The sequence below is a fragment of the Bacillus paralicheniformis genome (assembly GCF_002993925.1).
GTDB classification, from domain to species: Bacteria; Bacillota; Bacilli; order Bacillales; family Bacillaceae; genus Bacillus; species Bacillus paralicheniformis.
This window is the reverse complement of record NZ_CP023665.1, coordinates 1,741,234-1,758,185: the sequence shown is the minus strand read 5'-3', so window position 1 is coordinate 1,758,185 and position 16,952 is coordinate 1,741,234. Positions and strand designations below refer to the sequence as shown.

At 50.0% G+C, this 16,952-nt stretch carries 14 protein-coding genes and 1 other annotated feature (1 of these 15 running past the window's edge); all 14 genes read right to left on the bottom strand.

All coding sequences use genetic code 11. From position 1 onward, the window contains the following. Positions 1-18: 18 nt before the first annotated feature. Complete coding sequence (gene pyrE, locus CP943_RS08995) at positions 19-648, bottom strand: orotate phosphoribosyltransferase (RefSeq protein ID WP_020451333.1); 630 nt, start codon at positions 646-648, stop codon at positions 19-21. Further along, a complete protein-coding gene (pyrF, locus tag CP943_RS08990; protein WP_026579746.1) occupies positions 645-1,364 on the bottom strand; it encodes an orotidine-5'-phosphate decarboxylase in 720 nt (239 codons plus the stop codon). Before pyrF ends, pyrE begins: the two co-directional genes overlap by 4 nt. After that, positions 1,333-2,268 carry a dihydroorotate dehydrogenase gene (locus tag CP943_RS08985; RefSeq protein WP_023857235.1) on the bottom strand — a complete coding sequence of 312 codons (936 nt, stop codon included), beginning with the start codon at positions 2,266-2,268 and terminating at the stop codon, positions 1,333-1,335. Before CP943_RS08985 ends, pyrF begins: the two co-directional genes overlap by 32 nt. Further along, positions 2,268-3,038 carry a dihydroorotate dehydrogenase electron transfer subunit gene (locus CP943_RS08980; protein WP_023857236.1) on the bottom strand — a complete coding sequence of 257 codons (771 nt, stop codon included), beginning with the start codon at positions 3,036-3,038 and terminating at the stop codon, positions 2,268-2,270. The genes CP943_RS08985 and CP943_RS08980 overlap by 1 nt, the downstream gene beginning before the upstream one ends. Beyond that, entirely contained in the window at positions 3,035-6,247 is a 3,213-nt protein-coding gene (gene carB, locus CP943_RS08975; protein WP_026579747.1) for a carbamoyl-phosphate synthase (glutamine-hydrolyzing) large subunit, read from the bottom strand. Before carB ends, CP943_RS08980 begins: the two co-directional genes overlap by 4 nt. Then, on the bottom strand, positions 6,232-7,326 hold the full coding sequence (locus CP943_RS08970) for a carbamoyl phosphate synthase small subunit (protein ID WP_026579748.1): 1,095 nt from the start codon (positions 7,324-7,326) through the stop codon (positions 6,232-6,234). Before CP943_RS08970 ends, carB begins: the two co-directional genes overlap by 16 nt. Next, complete coding sequence (locus tag CP943_RS08965) at positions 7,323-8,609, bottom strand: dihydroorotase (RefSeq protein WP_026579749.1); 1,287 nt, start codon at positions 8,607-8,609, stop codon at positions 7,323-7,325. The genes CP943_RS08970 and CP943_RS08965 overlap by 4 nt, the downstream gene beginning before the upstream one ends. Continuing rightward, positions 8,593-9,513 (bottom strand): aspartate carbamoyltransferase catalytic subunit, encoded by a 921-nt coding sequence (locus CP943_RS08960; protein ID WP_023857239.1) that lies wholly within the window; start codon positions 9,511-9,513, stop codon positions 8,593-8,595. The genes CP943_RS08965 and CP943_RS08960 overlap by 17 nt, the downstream gene beginning before the upstream one ends. A 144-nt stretch (positions 9,514-9,657) precedes the next feature. Continuing rightward, complete coding sequence (pyrP, locus tag CP943_RS08955; protein WP_026579750.1) at positions 9,658-10,962, bottom strand: uracil permease PyrP; 1,305 nt, start codon at positions 10,960-10,962, stop codon at positions 9,658-9,660. A 193-nt stretch (positions 10,963-11,155) separates the two neighbouring features. Further along, the gene (gene pyrR, locus CP943_RS08950) at positions 11,156-11,704 is read right to left on the bottom strand and encodes a bifunctional pyr operon transcriptional regulator/uracil phosphoribosyltransferase PyrR (RefSeq protein ID WP_020451324.1); all 549 of its coding nucleotides are present in this window, start codon (positions 11,702-11,704) and stop codon (positions 11,156-11,158) included. 176 nt (positions 11,705-11,880) lie between these two features. After that, positions 11,881-12,795 carry an RluA family pseudouridine synthase gene (locus CP943_RS08945; protein ID WP_023857242.1) on the bottom strand — a complete coding sequence of 305 codons (915 nt, stop codon included), beginning with the start codon at positions 12,793-12,795 and terminating at the stop codon, positions 11,881-11,883. A 1-nt stretch (position 12,796) separates the two neighbouring features. Further along, a complete protein-coding gene (lspA, locus tag CP943_RS08940; protein WP_023857243.1) occupies positions 12,797-13,258 on the bottom strand; it encodes a signal peptidase II in 462 nt (153 codons plus the stop codon). A 122-nt stretch (positions 13,259-13,380) separates the two neighbouring features. Further along, on the bottom strand, positions 13,381-13,746 hold the full coding sequence (locus tag CP943_RS08935; protein ID WP_026579751.1) for a TraR/DksA family transcriptional regulator: 366 nt from the start codon (positions 13,744-13,746) through the stop codon (positions 13,381-13,383). A gap of 223 nt (positions 13,747-13,969) precedes the next feature. Beyond that, positions 13,970-16,738, bottom strand: coding sequence for an isoleucine--tRNA ligase (gene ileS, locus CP943_RS08930; RefSeq protein WP_026579752.1), 2,769 nt, complete (start codon positions 16,736-16,738; stop codon positions 13,970-13,972). A 51-nt stretch (positions 16,739-16,789) separates the two neighbouring features. Continuing rightward, positions 16,790-16,952 (bottom strand) — a binding site (T-box leader); it runs 67 nt beyond the window's last position.

Genomic DNA, 16,952 nt, shown 5'->3' with positions numbered 1-16,952 from the left:
AGAATACGGCTTTTTTCATTAATCCATCCAAGACTTGCTTTCAGGATCCGCCTTCCATTCTTTCAGTTTGGCGGCATCCTGTTCGCTGATATATCCGCCGGCAAGCGCAGCCTCTGTCAATGTATCGTAATCAGTCAGCGTGCGGTATTCAACGCCCGCTTCGCTGAAGGCGGCGGCAGCTTTAGGAAGCCCGTAAGTGAAAATGGCGGCGACACCGAGCACTTCACATCCCGCCTCTGTGAGAGCGGCTGCCGCTTCAAGGACGCTTCCTCCCGTTGAAATTAAATCTTCAATTACAACGACTTTTTGTCCTTTTACAACAGCGCCTTCAATTTGGTTTCCTTTGCCGTGCGCCTTCGGTTTGCTTCTGACGTAGCACATCGGCAGGCTCAGCCTGTCGGCGGCAAGCGCGGCATGGGGGATTCCCGCAGTTGCCGTACCGGCGATCATTTCGGCTCCGGGAAACTTGTCTTGAATCAGTCCGGCAAGCCCTGAAGCTATATCATCCCTTACTTCCGGATATGAAAGCGTCAAACGATTGTCGCAGTAGATGGGCGACAAGATGCCGCTCGCCCATGTAAACGGCTCGTTCGGGCGCAGGAAAACCGCTTTGATTCTTAATAAATGGTTTGCAATGTCTGTTTTCATGCCTTGGTTCCCTCCCACTCATGTCCTATTCTTCTGTAGGCTGACACAGGATCTTCCGCCTGTGTAATCGAACGGCCGACAACGATCGCCGACACGCCTTTTTCCCTTGCGTAGCCAGGCGTCGCCACCCGGACCTGGTCGTTGTTTTTGTCATCCGCCATGCGAATTCCGGGTGTCACGGTCAGAAAATCTAAAGACGCGGCCCGGTAAATGTGTTCGGCTTCATGGACGGAGCAGACGACACCGTCAAGTCCGCTTTCTTTAGCCAACTTGCTGTAGTGAACAACTGTATCGAGAAGCGGCGTTTCAATCAGCAGCTCTTGCTGAAGCATTACTGAAGACGTGCTTGTCAGCTGGGTCACAGCAATTAATGAAGGGCGTTTTCGGCCTGCCGGAGTCCCCGCTTCAAGGCCTTCAAGCGCCGACTCCATCATTTGCTTTCCGCCTGCTGCGTGCACATTGACAAGGCTGACGCCAAACCCCGCCAGCCTTTTCATCGCCTTGTATACGGTCGTTGGAATGTCGTGGCATTTTAGATCAAGGAAAATGCGGCAGCCGCGCTCCTGTAACTTTTCAAGGATGGCCGGCCCTTCCTGATAAAAAAGCTCCATGCCCACCTTCACGAAAAGCTCTTCTCCATGAAACCGGTCCAAAAACGCATATGTTTCCTGTGCTGATGCAAAATCAAGCGCGATGATGGGCGGCGTATGTTTCATCCTTCCAGCTCCTTCCGATACACTCGTTCAACGAACGGTATCCGTATTTTTCTAAAACGCGCGGCAAATCGGCGATGATTTCGGGACAAACAAACGGATTAACAAAGTTTGCGGTGCCGACGGCGACTGCGCTCGCACCCGCCAGCAAAAACTCAAGCACATCTTCCGCTGACTGGACACCGCCCATGCCGATGATCGGAATGCTGACTTTTTGGCTGACTTCATGCACCATTCTGATGGCCACCGGTTTAACAGCAGGGCCTGATAATCCGCCGGTTTTGTTCGCCAAGATCGGCTTTCCCGTTTTTAAGTCGAGCCGCATCCCGATCAAGGTGTTGATCATCGTCAAACCGTCCGCTCCCGCTTCTTCTATGGCAAGAGCGATGTCGGTAATATTCGCGACATTCGGCGACAGCTTCACATAGACGGGAACGCTCGCAACCTCTTTCACCGCTTTCGTCAGCTCACTGGCCATTTCCGGCTGCGTACCGAAGGCGATCCCTCCCGTTTTCACGTTAGGACAGGAAATATTCAGCTCGAGCGCATGAACATTCGGCGCTTTGCTGATTTCTTCAGCCACTTCAACATAATCGTCGATCTGCGAGCCGGCGACATTGGCGATAATCGGTGTATCGAACTGTTCGAGCCACGGCAATTCGTGTTCCATGACAGCCTCTAAACCCGGATTTTGCAGACCGATGGCATTAAGCATGCCGGCTTGCGTCTCGGCGACGCGCGGCGTCGGATTCCCGAAGCGCGGTTCGCTCGTCGTCGCTTTAATCATGATCGCACCGAGACGTGAAAGATCGTAAAAGTTCGCAAATTCTCTCCCGAATCCGAAGCAGCCTGAAGCCGGCATGATCGGATTTTTCAATTGAAGGCCCGGCAAATTGACTTCGAGCATCATAACAGCACCTCCTGGGCTTTGAAAACAGGACCATCAAGGCATACCTTCACATAAGATGTTTCGCTTTCTTCCGTATGGCAGACACAGGCAAAGCAAGCGCCGATCCCGCATCCCATGCGCTCTTCCATTGACAGATAAACCTCTTTATCCGGATAGCGCTGTTTTAAAGCTTTCAGCATCGGCGTCGGTCCGCAGGCCATTATGCAGTCAAACTGAAGCCCCTCGTTTTCAATGACATCTGTAACAAATCCCTTTGAACCGCGGGTGCCGTCTGCGGTTGCCACATACACACGCCCGAAACGGCTGAATTCCTGTTCGTAAAAGACGTCTTTTGCAGAAGCAAATCCTAACACATGGATCGCGTGCACCCCTCTATTTGTCAGCTGTTTGCTCAGCTCGTAAAGCGGCGGAACACCGATCCCCCCTCCGACAAGAAGAGCCGTTTTCCCCGGTTCAAGCGATTCAGCCGGAAAACCGTTGCCGAGCGGACCAAGGACATCGATCTGATCTCCTTCCTGTTTTAAAGACAGGAGACTCGTGCCTTCCCCATCCTTGCGAAAGATGATGGTCACCTGCCGGGCGGCTCTGTTAATGTCGGCGATGCTGATCGGCCGCCTCAAAAGCGGCGTGAGGGAATCTGAGACCTTGATGTGAAGAAACTGGCCGGGAGCGCCGCAAACTTCGGCAATCTCCCCTTCCAGTACCATTTGATAAATATGATCCGCGATACACTTGTTTGAACGGACTGTCATATACCCTTTTCTCATCTGACGGCCGCCTTTTGCTCAATTCTAATCGCCGGCATATGATCGGCGCGGAAGCTCATGCTTTCAAGCACCCGCAAAATCGCTTCCGCCGTATCAAGGGATGTCAGGCAGGCAACGCCGTTTTCAACGGATTCGCGTCTGATTCTGAAGCCGTCCCTTGCCGGCTGCTTCCCTTTTGTCAGCGTATTGACGACGAACTGCGCTTCCCCGTTTCGAATGACATCAAGGAGATTTGTGCCTTCTTCGCCGATTTTCCCGACGGTTTTAACAGGTACGGATGCGTCTCTTAAATAGCCGGCCGTTCCTTCCGTAGCCAATATTTTATAGCCGATCGCATGGAACCGCTTGGCGATCAATAGACCTTCCTCTTTATCTTTATCAGCAACTGTCAGGAGAACAGAGCCGTAATTCGGAATTTGGATGCCTGAAGCGATCAGTCCTTTGTACAGCGCTTTTTCCAAAGTGCTGTCTTTGCCCATGACTTCCCCGGTCGATTTCATTTCCGGTCCGAGCGTGATATCCACTCTCCTCAGCTTTGCAAACGAGAAGACCGGCACTTTCACATATACGCCTTCCTGCTCTTTTTGAAGGCCTTCAGCATAGCTCATATCGGCAAGCTTCCCGCCGAGAATCACTTTTGTTGCGAGATTGGCCATCGGAATGCCGGTGATTTTGCTGAGAAACGGCACCGTGCGGCTCGATCTCGGGTTGACTTCAAGGACGTAAACCTCATCTTTTGAAAGGACAAACTGAATGTTGAGCAGGCCGACGATGTTTAAGCCTTTTGCAAGCTTAATCGTGTATGCTTCAATCTTTTTCTTGATGTCCTCTGAAAGGGATTGCGGCGGGTAAACGGCAATCGAATCCCCCGAGTGGACGCCGGCCCGTTCAATGTGCTCCATAATCCCCGGAATGACGACCGTTTCACCGTCAGAAATCGCATCCACTTCAATTTCCTTTCCGGTCAAATATTTATCGATCAAGACAGGGTGCTGCGGATTGATTTTCACTGCATTCTTCATATAATGGAGAAGCTCTGTTTCATGGTAGACGATCTCCATCGCACGCCCCCCAAGTACATACGATGGGCGGACAAGCACCGGATAGCCGATGTTGGCTGCGATTTCAACAGCGCCTTCCACAGATGTCGCCGTTTTTCCGAGCGGCTGAGGCACATGCAGCGTTTCAAGCGTCTGTTCGAACTTGTCGCGGTCCTCGGCGCGGTCCAAATCCTCAAGGGATGTTCCAAGAATGGCGACGCCCCGCTCCGCGAGCTCGTCGGCAAGGTTGATCGCAGTCTGTCCGCCAAACTGAACGACGACGCCTTTCGGCTGCTCCAAATCGATGATATGCATGACATCTTCAACAGTAAGCGGCTCAAAGTAGAGCTTGTCGGAGATGCTGAAATCCGTTGAAACCGTCTCAGGATTGTTGTTAATAATGATTGCTTCATAGCCGGCTTCTTTGATCGCCCAAACCGAATGCACAGTCGCATAATCGAATTCGACCCCCTGGCCGATCCGGATCGGGCCGGAGCCAAGAACGATAACGCTGTTTTTGTCTGTTCTGACCGATTCGTTTTCCTCTTCATATGTGCTGTAGAAATAAGGTGTCTCCGATTCAAATTCGGCCGCACATGTATCAACCATTTTATAAACAGGCGTGATGCCTGTTTCTTTTCTAAGATCATAAAGCTTTCTTTCAGGCATCTCCCAGAGAAGGCTGATGAAGCGGTCTGAAAAACCGAGCTCTTTCGCTTCTTTCAAAAGACCTAGGTCGCCGCGCCCGGCTTTCAGCTTTTCTTCAAAGCGAATGATTCCCTCAAGCTTGTGCAGGAAGAACAGGTCAATTGCCGAAAATTCGTGGAGATCGCTGACCGTGTATCCTCTTCTAAACGCTTCGGCCAAGTAAAAGAGACGTTCGTCTCCCGCTTTTTTAATCCGTTTTTCAAGCACTTCATTCGAGATCTCACCAGCATCTTTCAGCTCCAGGTGATAGACATCCGCTTCAAGAGAACGGACCGCTTTCAGGAGAGATTCCTCCCACGTTCTTCCGATCGCCATCACTTCGCCTGTCGCTTTCATCTGCGTGCCGAGCTTGCGGTTTGCCGATTCGAATTTATCAAACGGCCAGCGCGGTATTTTTGAAACGACATAGTCGAGTGCAGGTTCGAAAGACGCGTACGTTTTTCCTGTCACAGGATTCATCATTTCGTCAAGAGACAAACCGACGGCAATTTTAGCGGCAAGCTTTGCGATCGGATAGCCCGTCGCTTTTGAGGCAAGCGCTGATGAACGGCTGACCCGCGGGTTTACCTCGATGATGTAGTACTGAAAGCTGTCCGGGTCAAGCGCCAGCTGAACATTACAGCCGCCTTCGATTTCAAGCGCGCGGATGATTTTCAGCGATACATTGCGAAGCATTTGGTATTCGCGGTCGCTCAACGTCTGGCTCGGCGCTACAACGATGCTGTCCCCGGTATGAATCCCGACCGGATCGATGTTTTCCATATTGCAGACGACGATCGCGTGATCGCTCGAGTCTCTCATGACTTCATACTCGATTTCTTTGTAGCCGGCGATGCTCTTTTCAAGCAGACATTGGTGAACCGGGCTCATTTTTAAGCCGTTTTCAACAATTTCCTTCAGCTCGTCTTCGTTTGAGCAGATGCCTCCGCCTGTTCCGCCGAGCGTGTATGCCGGCCGGACGATGACGGGGAAGCCGATGCGCTCGACGAACTCGCGCGCTTCCTCGAGCGAGTGGATGATCTCGCTTTCCGGAACCGGTTCATTCAACTCATTCATCAGGCTTCTGAACAAGTCGCGGTCCTCCGCTTGTTGGATCGCCGCCAATTTCGTGCCGAGCACTTCAACACCGCACTCAGCCAGGATGCCGTGCTCGGACAGTTCGACCGCCAAGTTGAGGCCCGTCTGCCCGCCCAATGTCGGCAAAATGGCGTCCGGCCGCTCTTTGCGGATGATACGTGTTAAGAATTCAAGCGTCAGCGGTTCGATATATACGCGGTCGGCCATTTCCGTATCCGTCATGATCGTCGCCGGATTCGAGTTGACGAGAATCACTTCATAGCCTTCTTCTTTTAAAGCGAGGCAGGCCTGTGTACCCGCATAATCAAATTCCGCCGCCTGCCCGATAATAATCGGCCCTGATCCGATCACCAAAATCTTTTTGATATCTACGCGTTTAGGCATACCGCTTCCCCTTCTTTCTCTGTGGTTTCAATCATGTGTAAAAATTGATCAAATAAATGGTTGGCGTCTTCCGGTCCCGGTGAAGCTTCCGGATGGTATTGAACCGTGAAAGCCGGTTCGTGTTTATGTTTAAGCCCTTCGATTGTGTCATCATTAATCGCCACATGCGTCACTTCAAGCGGCGTGTTTTCAACGGTCGATACGGTATAGCCGTGGTTTTGAGCCGTAATTGATACTCTCCCGGTTGCAAGCTCTTTAACCGGATGGTTGGAACCGCGGTGTCCGAATTTCATTTTCGCCGTCTTTGCTCCGCAGGCGAGGGCAAACAGCTGATGGCCGAGACAGATGCCGAACAATGGAACCTTGCCGAGAATGTTTTGAATCATGGCAATTGCTTCGGGTACGTCCGTTGGATCTCCGGGTCCGTTTGACAGCATTACGCCGTCAGGCTTCAGCTGCATCACTTCTTCTGCCGTTACATTGTGAGGAACGACGATCACATCGCATTTGCGCTTGTTCAGCTCTCTTAAGATGCCGTGCTTCATTCCGAAATCGACAAGCACGATTCGCTTCCCTCTCCCAGGGCTCGGATATGCCGTTTTTGTTGAAACTTGGCTGACCTGATCGGTCGGAAGGTTCGTTTCTTTCAGCTTTTGAACCAAAGCCTCAGCATCTTCTTCCTGGCCGGCAAAAACCCCTTTCAGCGTACCTGCCGTTCTGATCATTCTTGTCAGCTTTCTCGTGTCAATTCCCGAGAGTCCCGGGATGTTTTTCATTTTTAAATATTCATCAAGGGTATAAGCAGAGCGCCAGTTTGACGGAAGTTGACATAACTCTTTTACGATAAACCCTTTCACATAAGGGGTGATAGATTCAAAGTCGTCTCTGTTGATTCCGTAGTTCCCGATCAGCGGGTAGGTCAGTGTGACAATTTGTCCGCAGTATGACGGGTCTGAGAGGATTTCTTGATAGCCTGTCATCCCCGTGTTGAAGACGACTTCTCCCATGGTGTTTTCCAGGCTGCCGAAAGCTTCCCCTTCAAAAATTGTTCCGTTTTCTAGTACAAGACGTCTTTTCATTTTACAAGTCTCCCCTCTTGGTAAACGAGTTTTCCCTTTGCCATTGTCATAACCGGCCAGCCGAAGCAGCTGATGCCGTCAAACGGCGTGTTTTTCCCTTTAGAAAGAAAGGTGTTTTTATCAATTTTTTCTTCGCGTTCAAGATCTATCAGCGTAATATCCGCGGACCGTCCGGCTTCAAGCTTACCGTAAGGAAGTCCGAACGCCTCGCAAGGTTTGACCGTCATATAATCGAGGAGCTGTTTCAGCGTCCAGTTTCCCGTTTTGACAAAGTGCGTGTAAAGAAGCGGAAAAGCCGTCTCCAAGCCGACAATCCCAAATGGCGCCAGGCTCATTGTCTGTTGTTTTTCATCTTCTGTATGAGGGGCATGATCCGTAGCGATAAAATCGATTGTTCCGTCTGTAAGCCCCTCAAGGAGCGCTTCTCTGTCTTCCGGACTTCTGAGCGGCGGATTCATTTTATAATTTGTATCAAGACCGGGAATGTCGCTGTCTGAAAGGAGCAGATGGTGAGGCGTCACTTCCGCTGTCACACGGATTCCCGCTTTTTTGGCGTCGCGGACGACCCTGACCGATTCCTTCGTGCTGATATGACAGACATGGTAATGGCAGCCTGCCGCTTCGGCCAGAAGAACGTCCCTTGCGATGTGAACGGCTTCGCATATCGAAGGAATCCCGTTTAAACCGTTGGCTTTGGCAAATTTCCCATCGTGGACACTGCCGCCGTAGATCAGTGAATTGTCTTCACAGTGGGCGACAATTGCTTTATCGATCGAAGCCGCTTTTTTCATCGCTTCATACATCATCCCCGCCGTTTGAACGCCGACGCCGTCATCAGTAAACGCAAACGCACCTGCGTCTTTTAGCCCTTCGAAGTCGGTCATTTCCTGACCTGTTTGTCTGATGGTGATGGAAGCGTACGGCAGCACTCTGACAGATGCCGTTTCGTCAATGCGGTTGACGAGCCACTCCATCTGCTCTTTCGTATCGGGGACAGGCCGCGTATTCGGCATTGCGGCGACAGTTGTAAACCCGCCTCTTGCCGCGGCTTTTGCACCTGTTTCGATCGTTTCTTTCTTCTCGCCGCCCGGCTCTCTGAAGTGAACGTGAAGGTCAACAAGCCCCGGCGAGACGAAAAGCCCATCCGCATTGATGACCGTTTCTCCCAAAGCGGCCTCAAGGCTTCCGATTTCGCTGATTCCATCGCCTTCAACCCTGATGTCGCACTGTACTTTTTCACCTTTTTCGTCGAGTATGAAGCCGTTTTTAATTAAATAAGACATAAGCCTGATCTCCCCTTTTTTTGTTTTCGCCGTTTAGAAGCGCTCTTTTTAAAACCGCCATTCTGATATATACACCGTTTTCCATTTGTTTGAAAATTCTCGACTGAGTGGATTCGACCAGCGCACTGTCAATCTCGACGCCTCTGTTAACAGGCGCAGGATGCATGATGACCGCGTCTTTTTTCAGGAGCTCCGCCCGCTTCAGCGACAGTCCGAAAGTTTCAAGATAATCGCGTTCTGCCGCCTTTTTCTCATGACGTTCGTGCTGAATTCGGAGAAGCATCACGACATCCGAATTTGCGACCGCTTCATCAGGCGACACATATGTCCCGTAAGGATTGTTGTCATCCCGCCATTCTTCCGGACCTGAGAAAAGAACCTTTGCTCCGAGCCTTGTCAGCACTTCGGCATTCGATCTTGCCACTCTGCTGTGTTTGATATCTCCGTGTATGGATACCGTCAGCCCGGCAAATCCGCCCCATTCCTCGTAAATCGTCAGCAAATCGAGCAAAGATTGAGTGGGATGCTGACCGCAGCCGTCTCCGGCATTGATCACCGGAATGCCGACATGTCCGATAAGTTCATCGTAATAATGATCCTGAGAGTGTCTGATCACACATACATCAGCGCCGATGGATTCGAGTGTCTTGACGGTATCGTACAACGATTCTCCTTTTTGTACGCTTGTTGAAACACCGTCCAGGTTCAGCACATTCATGCCGAGTTTCTTTTCAGCCACTTCGAAGCTGAAGCGCGTTCTTGTGCTCGGTTCAAAAAACAGATTGGCAGCAAACTTTCCGGAGAGGACGGAATCGAATTTCCTTTTTTTCAGCTCTCTCGCCTCTTCAATCAGCTCGTGAATATCCTCAAGACTAAGCTCATTCATTGCGGTCAAGTGTTTCATTTTTTCTCCCCCTCAGGCTTTAATTTCCTGTAAAAAAACCCCAAGCCACAACGGCTTGGGGTACAGTGAACCAGAGAATGCGCTTTTTTGCACTTCTCTCTCCGTAACCCTTTCAAGCCTCTCTGGACTTCATTTAAAAGGTTTTTAAATATGCTCTTCTATTTCAATCCCGTCCTGATCTCCCTTTGATTCAGGCAGGACAAGGTTTAAAACCACTCCGACGATAGCTGCAAGCGCCATGCTTGACAGCTCGAACCCTGAGATTTTGATAAATGCGCCGCCCACTCCGATGACGAGAATGACGGATGAGATGATCAGGTTTCGCTTATTTTCCAAGTCAATTTTGTTATCAATCAGCATGCGCAGTCCGCTTGATGCGATGATTCCGAACAGCAGGAAGGAAACGCCTCCCATGACTGCAGAAGGGACAGAGCTGATCAGGGCCGAAATTTTGCCGATAAACCCGAAGCACAGTGCAATAACAGCCGCTCCGCCGATGACAAATACGCTGAATACTCTTGTGATGGCGAGTACGCCGATGTTTTCTCCGTAGGTCGTTGTCGGCGGTCCGCCGATGCATGATGCCAGCATCGTTGCGACACTGTCGCCGAAAATCGAGCGGTGAAGCCCGGGCTTCTTAATGAAATCCTGACCGACGACTTTGCTTAATACCATTTGGTGGCCGATATGTTCTGACATTGTCACGAAAGCAACGGGCACCATGGCGATTCCAATTCCGACAGCCGCCGCGCTCGGCGTATAGTCGACAAACGGAATGACGAAATCTGGAACAGCAAACCATTTGGCGTCAAGGACCATCTGGAAGTCGACGATGCCTTGGGTCAGGGCGAACAAGTATCCGCCGATAATTCCGATCAAGACAGGAATCAGGCTGAAAAATCCTCTTAAGAAAATCGCGCAGATTATGGTGAGCGCGAGTGTGAATCCTGCAACGCCAAAATGTTTGGCGCTGTAGATGAGCACTTTTGCTCCCGAATCTTCATACATGGCCATATTGACAGCCGTGCTTGCCAGCCCGAGTCCGATGACGATAATGACCGGACCGACGACAACAGGCGGCAGGAGCCTCATCAGCCAGTCCGTTCCCAGCTGCTGGATGAGCAGGGCGATCAGCCCGTAGGCGATGCCTGCCATAAATGCGCCGATCATGGCCGCCCCAGGGCCTCCGGCGGCTTTTGCTGCGATAATCGGGGCAATAAATGCAAAGGATGAACCTAAGTAAGCCGGGATCTGTCCTTTTGTAATCAAGAGATATGCAAGCGTTCCTAGCCCGCTCGTTATAAGGGCCACGCCTGGGCTTAAGCCTACAAGCTTTGGCACGAGGATCGTCGCTCCGAACATGGCAAACAGATGCTGCAGGCTGAAAGTTATCCAATTCAAAGGTTTTGGTACTTCTCTGACACCAAGGTTCACTTTTTTCTGACTCATATTTTTTCCTCCTGATGGTTGACTCACTGTCTTTGATGTCTTTATATCCTGAAAAGATTGTGCCCATTAAAAAAGCCTCTTTGCTTAAATTGCGCAAAGAGGCAGACAAAGATCCGCCGCATGGTGAGGCGGCATCTTTCGTTCTATCCCTCTTTGCAAACTCACTGGAATGCATTTAAAAAAGGATTGTCATTCACTTTTTATAAATCGCCGCAAGGTCGCGTCCGTCAACTTCTTCCAATTGAACCATGACCTTTTCGGTTTTCGATGTCGGGATGTTTTTCCCGATATAGTCGGCTCTGATCGGCAGCTCTCTGTGGCCGCGGTCGACAAGCACCGCGAGCTGGATGGATGAAGGCCGCCCGACATCGACGAGCGCATCCATGGCCGCTCTGACTGTCCGTCCCGTGTAAAGCACATCATCGACGACGATCACCTTTTGATCGGTGATGTCCGCCGGAATGTCCGCTCCTTTGACAAGCGGCTCTTCATTAGACGTTTTTTTGGAGAGATCATCCCTGTAAAGGGTGATGTCGAGCTCTCCTACGGTGACTTTGTTTCCTTCGATTTGCTCAATCCGTTCGGCAAGCCGTTTGGCCAGATAGATGCCTCTCGTTTTGATTCCGACAAGGATACAGTTGTTCATTCCTTTGTTTCGTTCAATCATTTCGTGGGCGATTCTTGTCAGCGCCCTTCTGATCGCCTGTTCGTCAAGCACAACAGCCTTTTCTTGTTCCTGCATGGCCAGCACCCCGCATCTTTTAAAGGATAAAACAAAAACCCCTTCTGCATAAAGGCAGAGAGGGGTCTTGAAACGAATTCATTGATTCGCTTGTCCGGTATCCTTCTCAGCCTCTCTGGACTGTGTTAAAGAATCTGATTTAACTGCATTTATTATTTCAAAAAAGAAAACGTCTGTCAACGTTTATTTCGAATTTTGTCGAGGAGATTTTTCATGTCATCAGGCAGAGGCGCCTCAAATTCAACATATTCTCCGGTACGCGGATGGTCAAATCCCAATACGCCCGCATGCAGCACCTGGCCGTTGAAATCGACCGTCTTTTTCGGGCCGTATTTCGGATCTCCCGCCAGAGGAAAACCGATATATTTCATATGCACGCGAATTTGATGGGTTCGCCCCGTTTCAAGCTGGCATTCAACAACAGTGAAATCGTCGAACCGTTCGATCACTTCAAAATGAGTGACGGCATGCTTTCCATTTTCCCTTGTGACCGTCATACTCTGCCTGTCTTTTTTATCCCTGCCGATCGGCGCGTCGATCGTCCCGTGGTCATGCGGGATGACGCCGTGGACAAGCGCGGTGTATTTTCTCGTCACCGTTTTGTTGACAAGCTGATTCACGAGCGATTCATGCGCCATGTCGTTTTTGGCAACCATCAACAGACCTGAAGTGTCCTTATCAATCCGGTGGACGATGCCCGGCCTCATCACGCCGTTGATGCCTGACAGATCGTCACAATGCGCCATCAAACCGTTGACAAGCGTCCCCGTCAGATGGCCGGGAGCCGGATGAACCACCATTCCGCGCGGCTTGTTGACGACAAGAACGTCCTGATCCTCATAATAAATATCAAGATCCATCGGTTCAGCCGTGACATCAAGCGGTTCCGGTTCTGGAACATGGACTGACACCGCATCCCCATCCTGAACTTTATAATTGGCTTTGACCGCATTTCCGTTAACCAGCACGCGGTCTTCTTTAATCCACTGCTGCACCTGAGTCCGCGACCAATCCGCTTCAACTGCGGTCAAGTACTTGTCAATCCGTTCACCTTTATGTTCTTCATGAACGGTCATATCATAATGCTCCATGTTACAGCTCCTTCTTCTTCTTTCCGTCTAACAGCATTTGTATAAATAAGAGCAGGACACCGACGCATAAAGATGAATCGGCAATGTTGAAAATCGGATAATGATAATTGACGATCGTCACGTGTATAAAATCGACAACTTCTTGCCTGAACACGCGGTCGATAAAATTGCCGACAGCACCGCCAAGCATCAATCCGAGAGCGGTTCCGAGCAGGATTTGTCCTTTGGCATGTTTTTGAATGTAGTAAACAATGCCGATGATAACCGCCGTGGTAATGATGTAAAAAAACCACATCTGTCCGGCCAAAATGCCCCATGCTGCGCCTGTATTTCTGTGCGACGTAATTTGAAAGAAACCGTCGATGACGGGAATGCTTTCACCGTACTCCATTTTGCTGACGACCAGCCATTTTGTAAATTGATCGATACCGATAATGAGCACTGCAATTATGTAATAAGGCACAAACCGTTCCTCCAGTTTCTGTTTCTCTTCATTTAAGCATTTTAACAAGAAAAAGAAAAGGAGTAAAGGAATATTCATTGACATCCTGCAAGAGGGCAAAAGCCCTCCCCTCTTGCAGAATGTTATGAGTAGAGCGCCCGGTTGAACGTCTCATCCGTCTCAGCCCAAATAGGAAGCGTCTTTTTTTCAAACTGGGCATGATATAAAAAATCGTTCGCGGTGCGCGCCGTCGGCAGAATAGCCATTTTTTCCAGCGGAATTGCCTGATTCGTTTCTTCGCAAATGCCGTATGTTCCGTTTTCGATTTTTGAAAGGGCCAAAAGCACGTCCTGCAGCTCTTCTTTGACATGATACATAAGTGTTACCTGCTGATACGAATTGATGCCTTGAGAATCCTGCTGAAAAAAGGAGTATTCAAAAAGCCTTGCTTCCAGTTCTTCCTTCATTTGAAGAAGTTCGGTATGAATTGTCGCCAGCTGATCGTTCACGCCTACATCAACTCCTGCTCTTATCGTTTGTGACCTTAGTGTTACCGACAAAGCCGGTATCCAAGCCCAAAAGATTTTTCCTGACGTACAAAACGATGTCAGCAATGGCATCCTTTCTCCGGACTTTCACAGGATGTGCGTTCAGACAGGACGCCTGGGCAGGCCTGATAAGGTTTGGCGGCATATTAAAAGCGGTTCGGAAAAACTCCGAACCGCTTCGTGGTTAATTTTGATAATACGTCTTCACAATTCCGGCACAGCGAGGGCAAAGCTCCGGATGATCGGCATCCTGGCCGATTTCTTTGGACACCATGCGACACCGCTCACAAGTTTCGCCTTCTGCCTGAGCAACGACGATTTTTCCTGTGTCAAACGTCTGCGCACCTTCAGGCGCTTCGGCTTCCGTTCCGCCGATGAGAAGCTCTGACACGATGAACAGCTGTTTGACGTCTTCCTTGATCGAAGAAAGCAGCGCTTTTGCTTCTTCATTTGGATACAGCGTCAAGCTCGCAACCGAAGATTTTCCGATGATCTTTTCATTACGCGCTGTTTCAAGCGCTTTAAGAACATCGCCGCGAAGCTTCATGAAGCTGTCGAACTTCTCTTCCGTCTCTTTTGCATTTGGAATGTCTCTTGTTTCCGGCATATCGGTAAGCTGCACGCTTTTTTCCGATACGAATGTGAAGTGGCTCCACATTTCGTCAGCAGTATGCGGCAGGATCGGCGCGATCAGCTTGACAAGCCCGAGCAACGTTTCGTAAAAAACGGTCTGCATGCTGCGGCGGTCTTTATGATCGGCGTGTTCAATATAAACGACGTCTTTGGCAAAATCCATATAGAATGAGCTGAGCTCGATCGCGCAGAAGTTGTGGACAGCATGGTAAATGACCGCAAAATCATATTCTTCATATGCTTTTTTGACTTTTTCAATAAGGCTGTTCAGCTTGATCAAAATGTACTGATCGACTTCGCGAAGTTCTTCCACAGCGATTGCATCTTTCGCCGGGTCAAAATCAGCAATGTTTCCGTGAAGAAAACGGAACGTGTTGCGGATCTTCCGGTACACTTCTGCGACTTGCTTTAAGATCGCGTCAGATACGCGGACATCTGCTTGATAGTCGACAGATGCGACCCACAGTCTTAAAATATCGGCCCCGAACTGATTCATGATTTTTGCCGGAACAACGACATTGCCGAGTGATTTGCTCATCTTGCGGCCTTCTCCATCAAGGGCAAAACCGTGTGACAGCACGCCTTTATATGGTGCTTTACCCGTTACGGCAACGGCTGTCGAAATCGATGAGTTAAACCAGCCGCGGTATTGGTCAGATCCTTCCAGATACAAGTCCGCAGGTCTTACAAGATCATCGCGCTCTTCCAGTACGGCCTGATGTGACGAACCTGAATCAAACCAGACATCCATGATGTCCTGTTCCTTTGTGAACTTGCCGTTCGGACTTCCCGGATGCGTAAAGCCTTCCGGAAGCAGTTCATTCGCTTCTTTTTCAAACCAAATGTTCGAACCGTGCTCCCTGAATAGTTCAGAAACGTGGTCGATCGTTTCATCCGTGATGATCGGCTCCCCGTTTTCGGCATAAAATACCGGAATCGGCACGCCCCATGCGCGCTGTCTTGAGATACACCAGTCACCGCGGTCTCGGATCATATTGTAGAGGCGCGTTTCGCCCCATTCAGGCACCCATTTTGTTTCTTTCACCGCGTCAAGAAGCTCGTCTCTAAAGTCTTTGATAGAAGCGAACCATTGGGAGGTCGCGCGGAAAATGGTCGGTTTTTTCGTTCTCCAGTCGTGCGGATAGGAGTGGGTGATGAAATCGAGCTTCAGCAAAGCGCCTTTTTCTTCGAGCTGTTCTGTAATCGGTTTGTTGGCCTGATCGTAAAACAGTCCTTCAAAACCAGGGGCTTCGCTCGTCATATGTCCTTTTTCATCAACCGGGCAAAGCACGTCAAGTCCGTATTTCTGACCGATGATAAAGTCGTCTTCACCGTGTCCCGGAGCAGTATGAACACAGCCTGTACCGGCATCTGTTGTTACGTGTTCACCGAGCATGACAAGCGAATCTCTGTCATATAAAGGATGAACCGCGACGATATGTTCCAGGTCTTTTCCTTTAACGGTCTGAACAACTTCATGATCTTCAAAGCCGATCGCTTTTGCCACGCTTTCAACCAATGCGCTTGCCATCACATAGCGCGCGCCTCCGGCAGCAACGACGCTGTACTCCAATTCAGGGTGTACGGCGATGCCGAGATTGGCCGGGATCGTCCACGGCGTTGTCGTCCAGATGACAATTTTTTCGCCGTTTGTTAATACACCTTTTCCATCTTTCACATCGAATGCAACATAGATAGACGGCGAGCGTTTATCATGGTATTCGATTTCAGCTTCAGCCAGAGCGGATTCGCTTGAAGGGGACCAGTAAACCGGCTTCTTCCCTTTGTAAATATAGCCTTTTTTCGCCATTTCGCCGAATACTTTAATTTGCTGCGCTTCAAACTCCGGCTTAAGCGTCACGTATGGGTTTTCCCAATCTCCTCTGACACCGAGGCGCTTAAATTGCGTCTTTTGACCTTCGATTTGCTGCCATGCGTATTCTTCGCAAAGCTTGCGGAATTCGGCTACCGTCATTTCTTTGCGCTTCACTTTTTTGTTTTTCGTGAGCGCTGTTTCAATCGGCAGGCCGTGTGTATCCCAGCCCGGAACATACGGTGCATGATAGCCGCTCATCGATCTCGAACGGACGATGAAGTCCTTCAGTACTTTGTTGAGCGCATGGCCCATATGAATATCGCCGTTCGCATACGGAGGTCCGTCATGAAGCACGAACATCGGCCGGCCTTCGGTTCGTTTCTGAACGAGGCTGTAAATGTCCATATCTTCCCATTTTCCCTGAATTTCAGGTTCACGGTTCGGCAGGTTTCCTCTCATCGGAAAATCTGTTTTCGGCATTAAGAGCGTATCTTTATAATCCATTACCATTCCTCCAAAACATCTTTTCTAAAACAAAAAAAGCCTTTTCATCCCATAAGGGACGAGAAGGCTTTGATCTCGCGGTACCACCCTTTTAGACAAGCCGATTCGGCTTATCCGCTCAAACATCGTAACGTGATGGGACGTCCTTTCCTACTGGACGGTTCAGAAAGGAAACTTGAGGGCTGATTCACAACGATTCCAACAATCCCGGGCT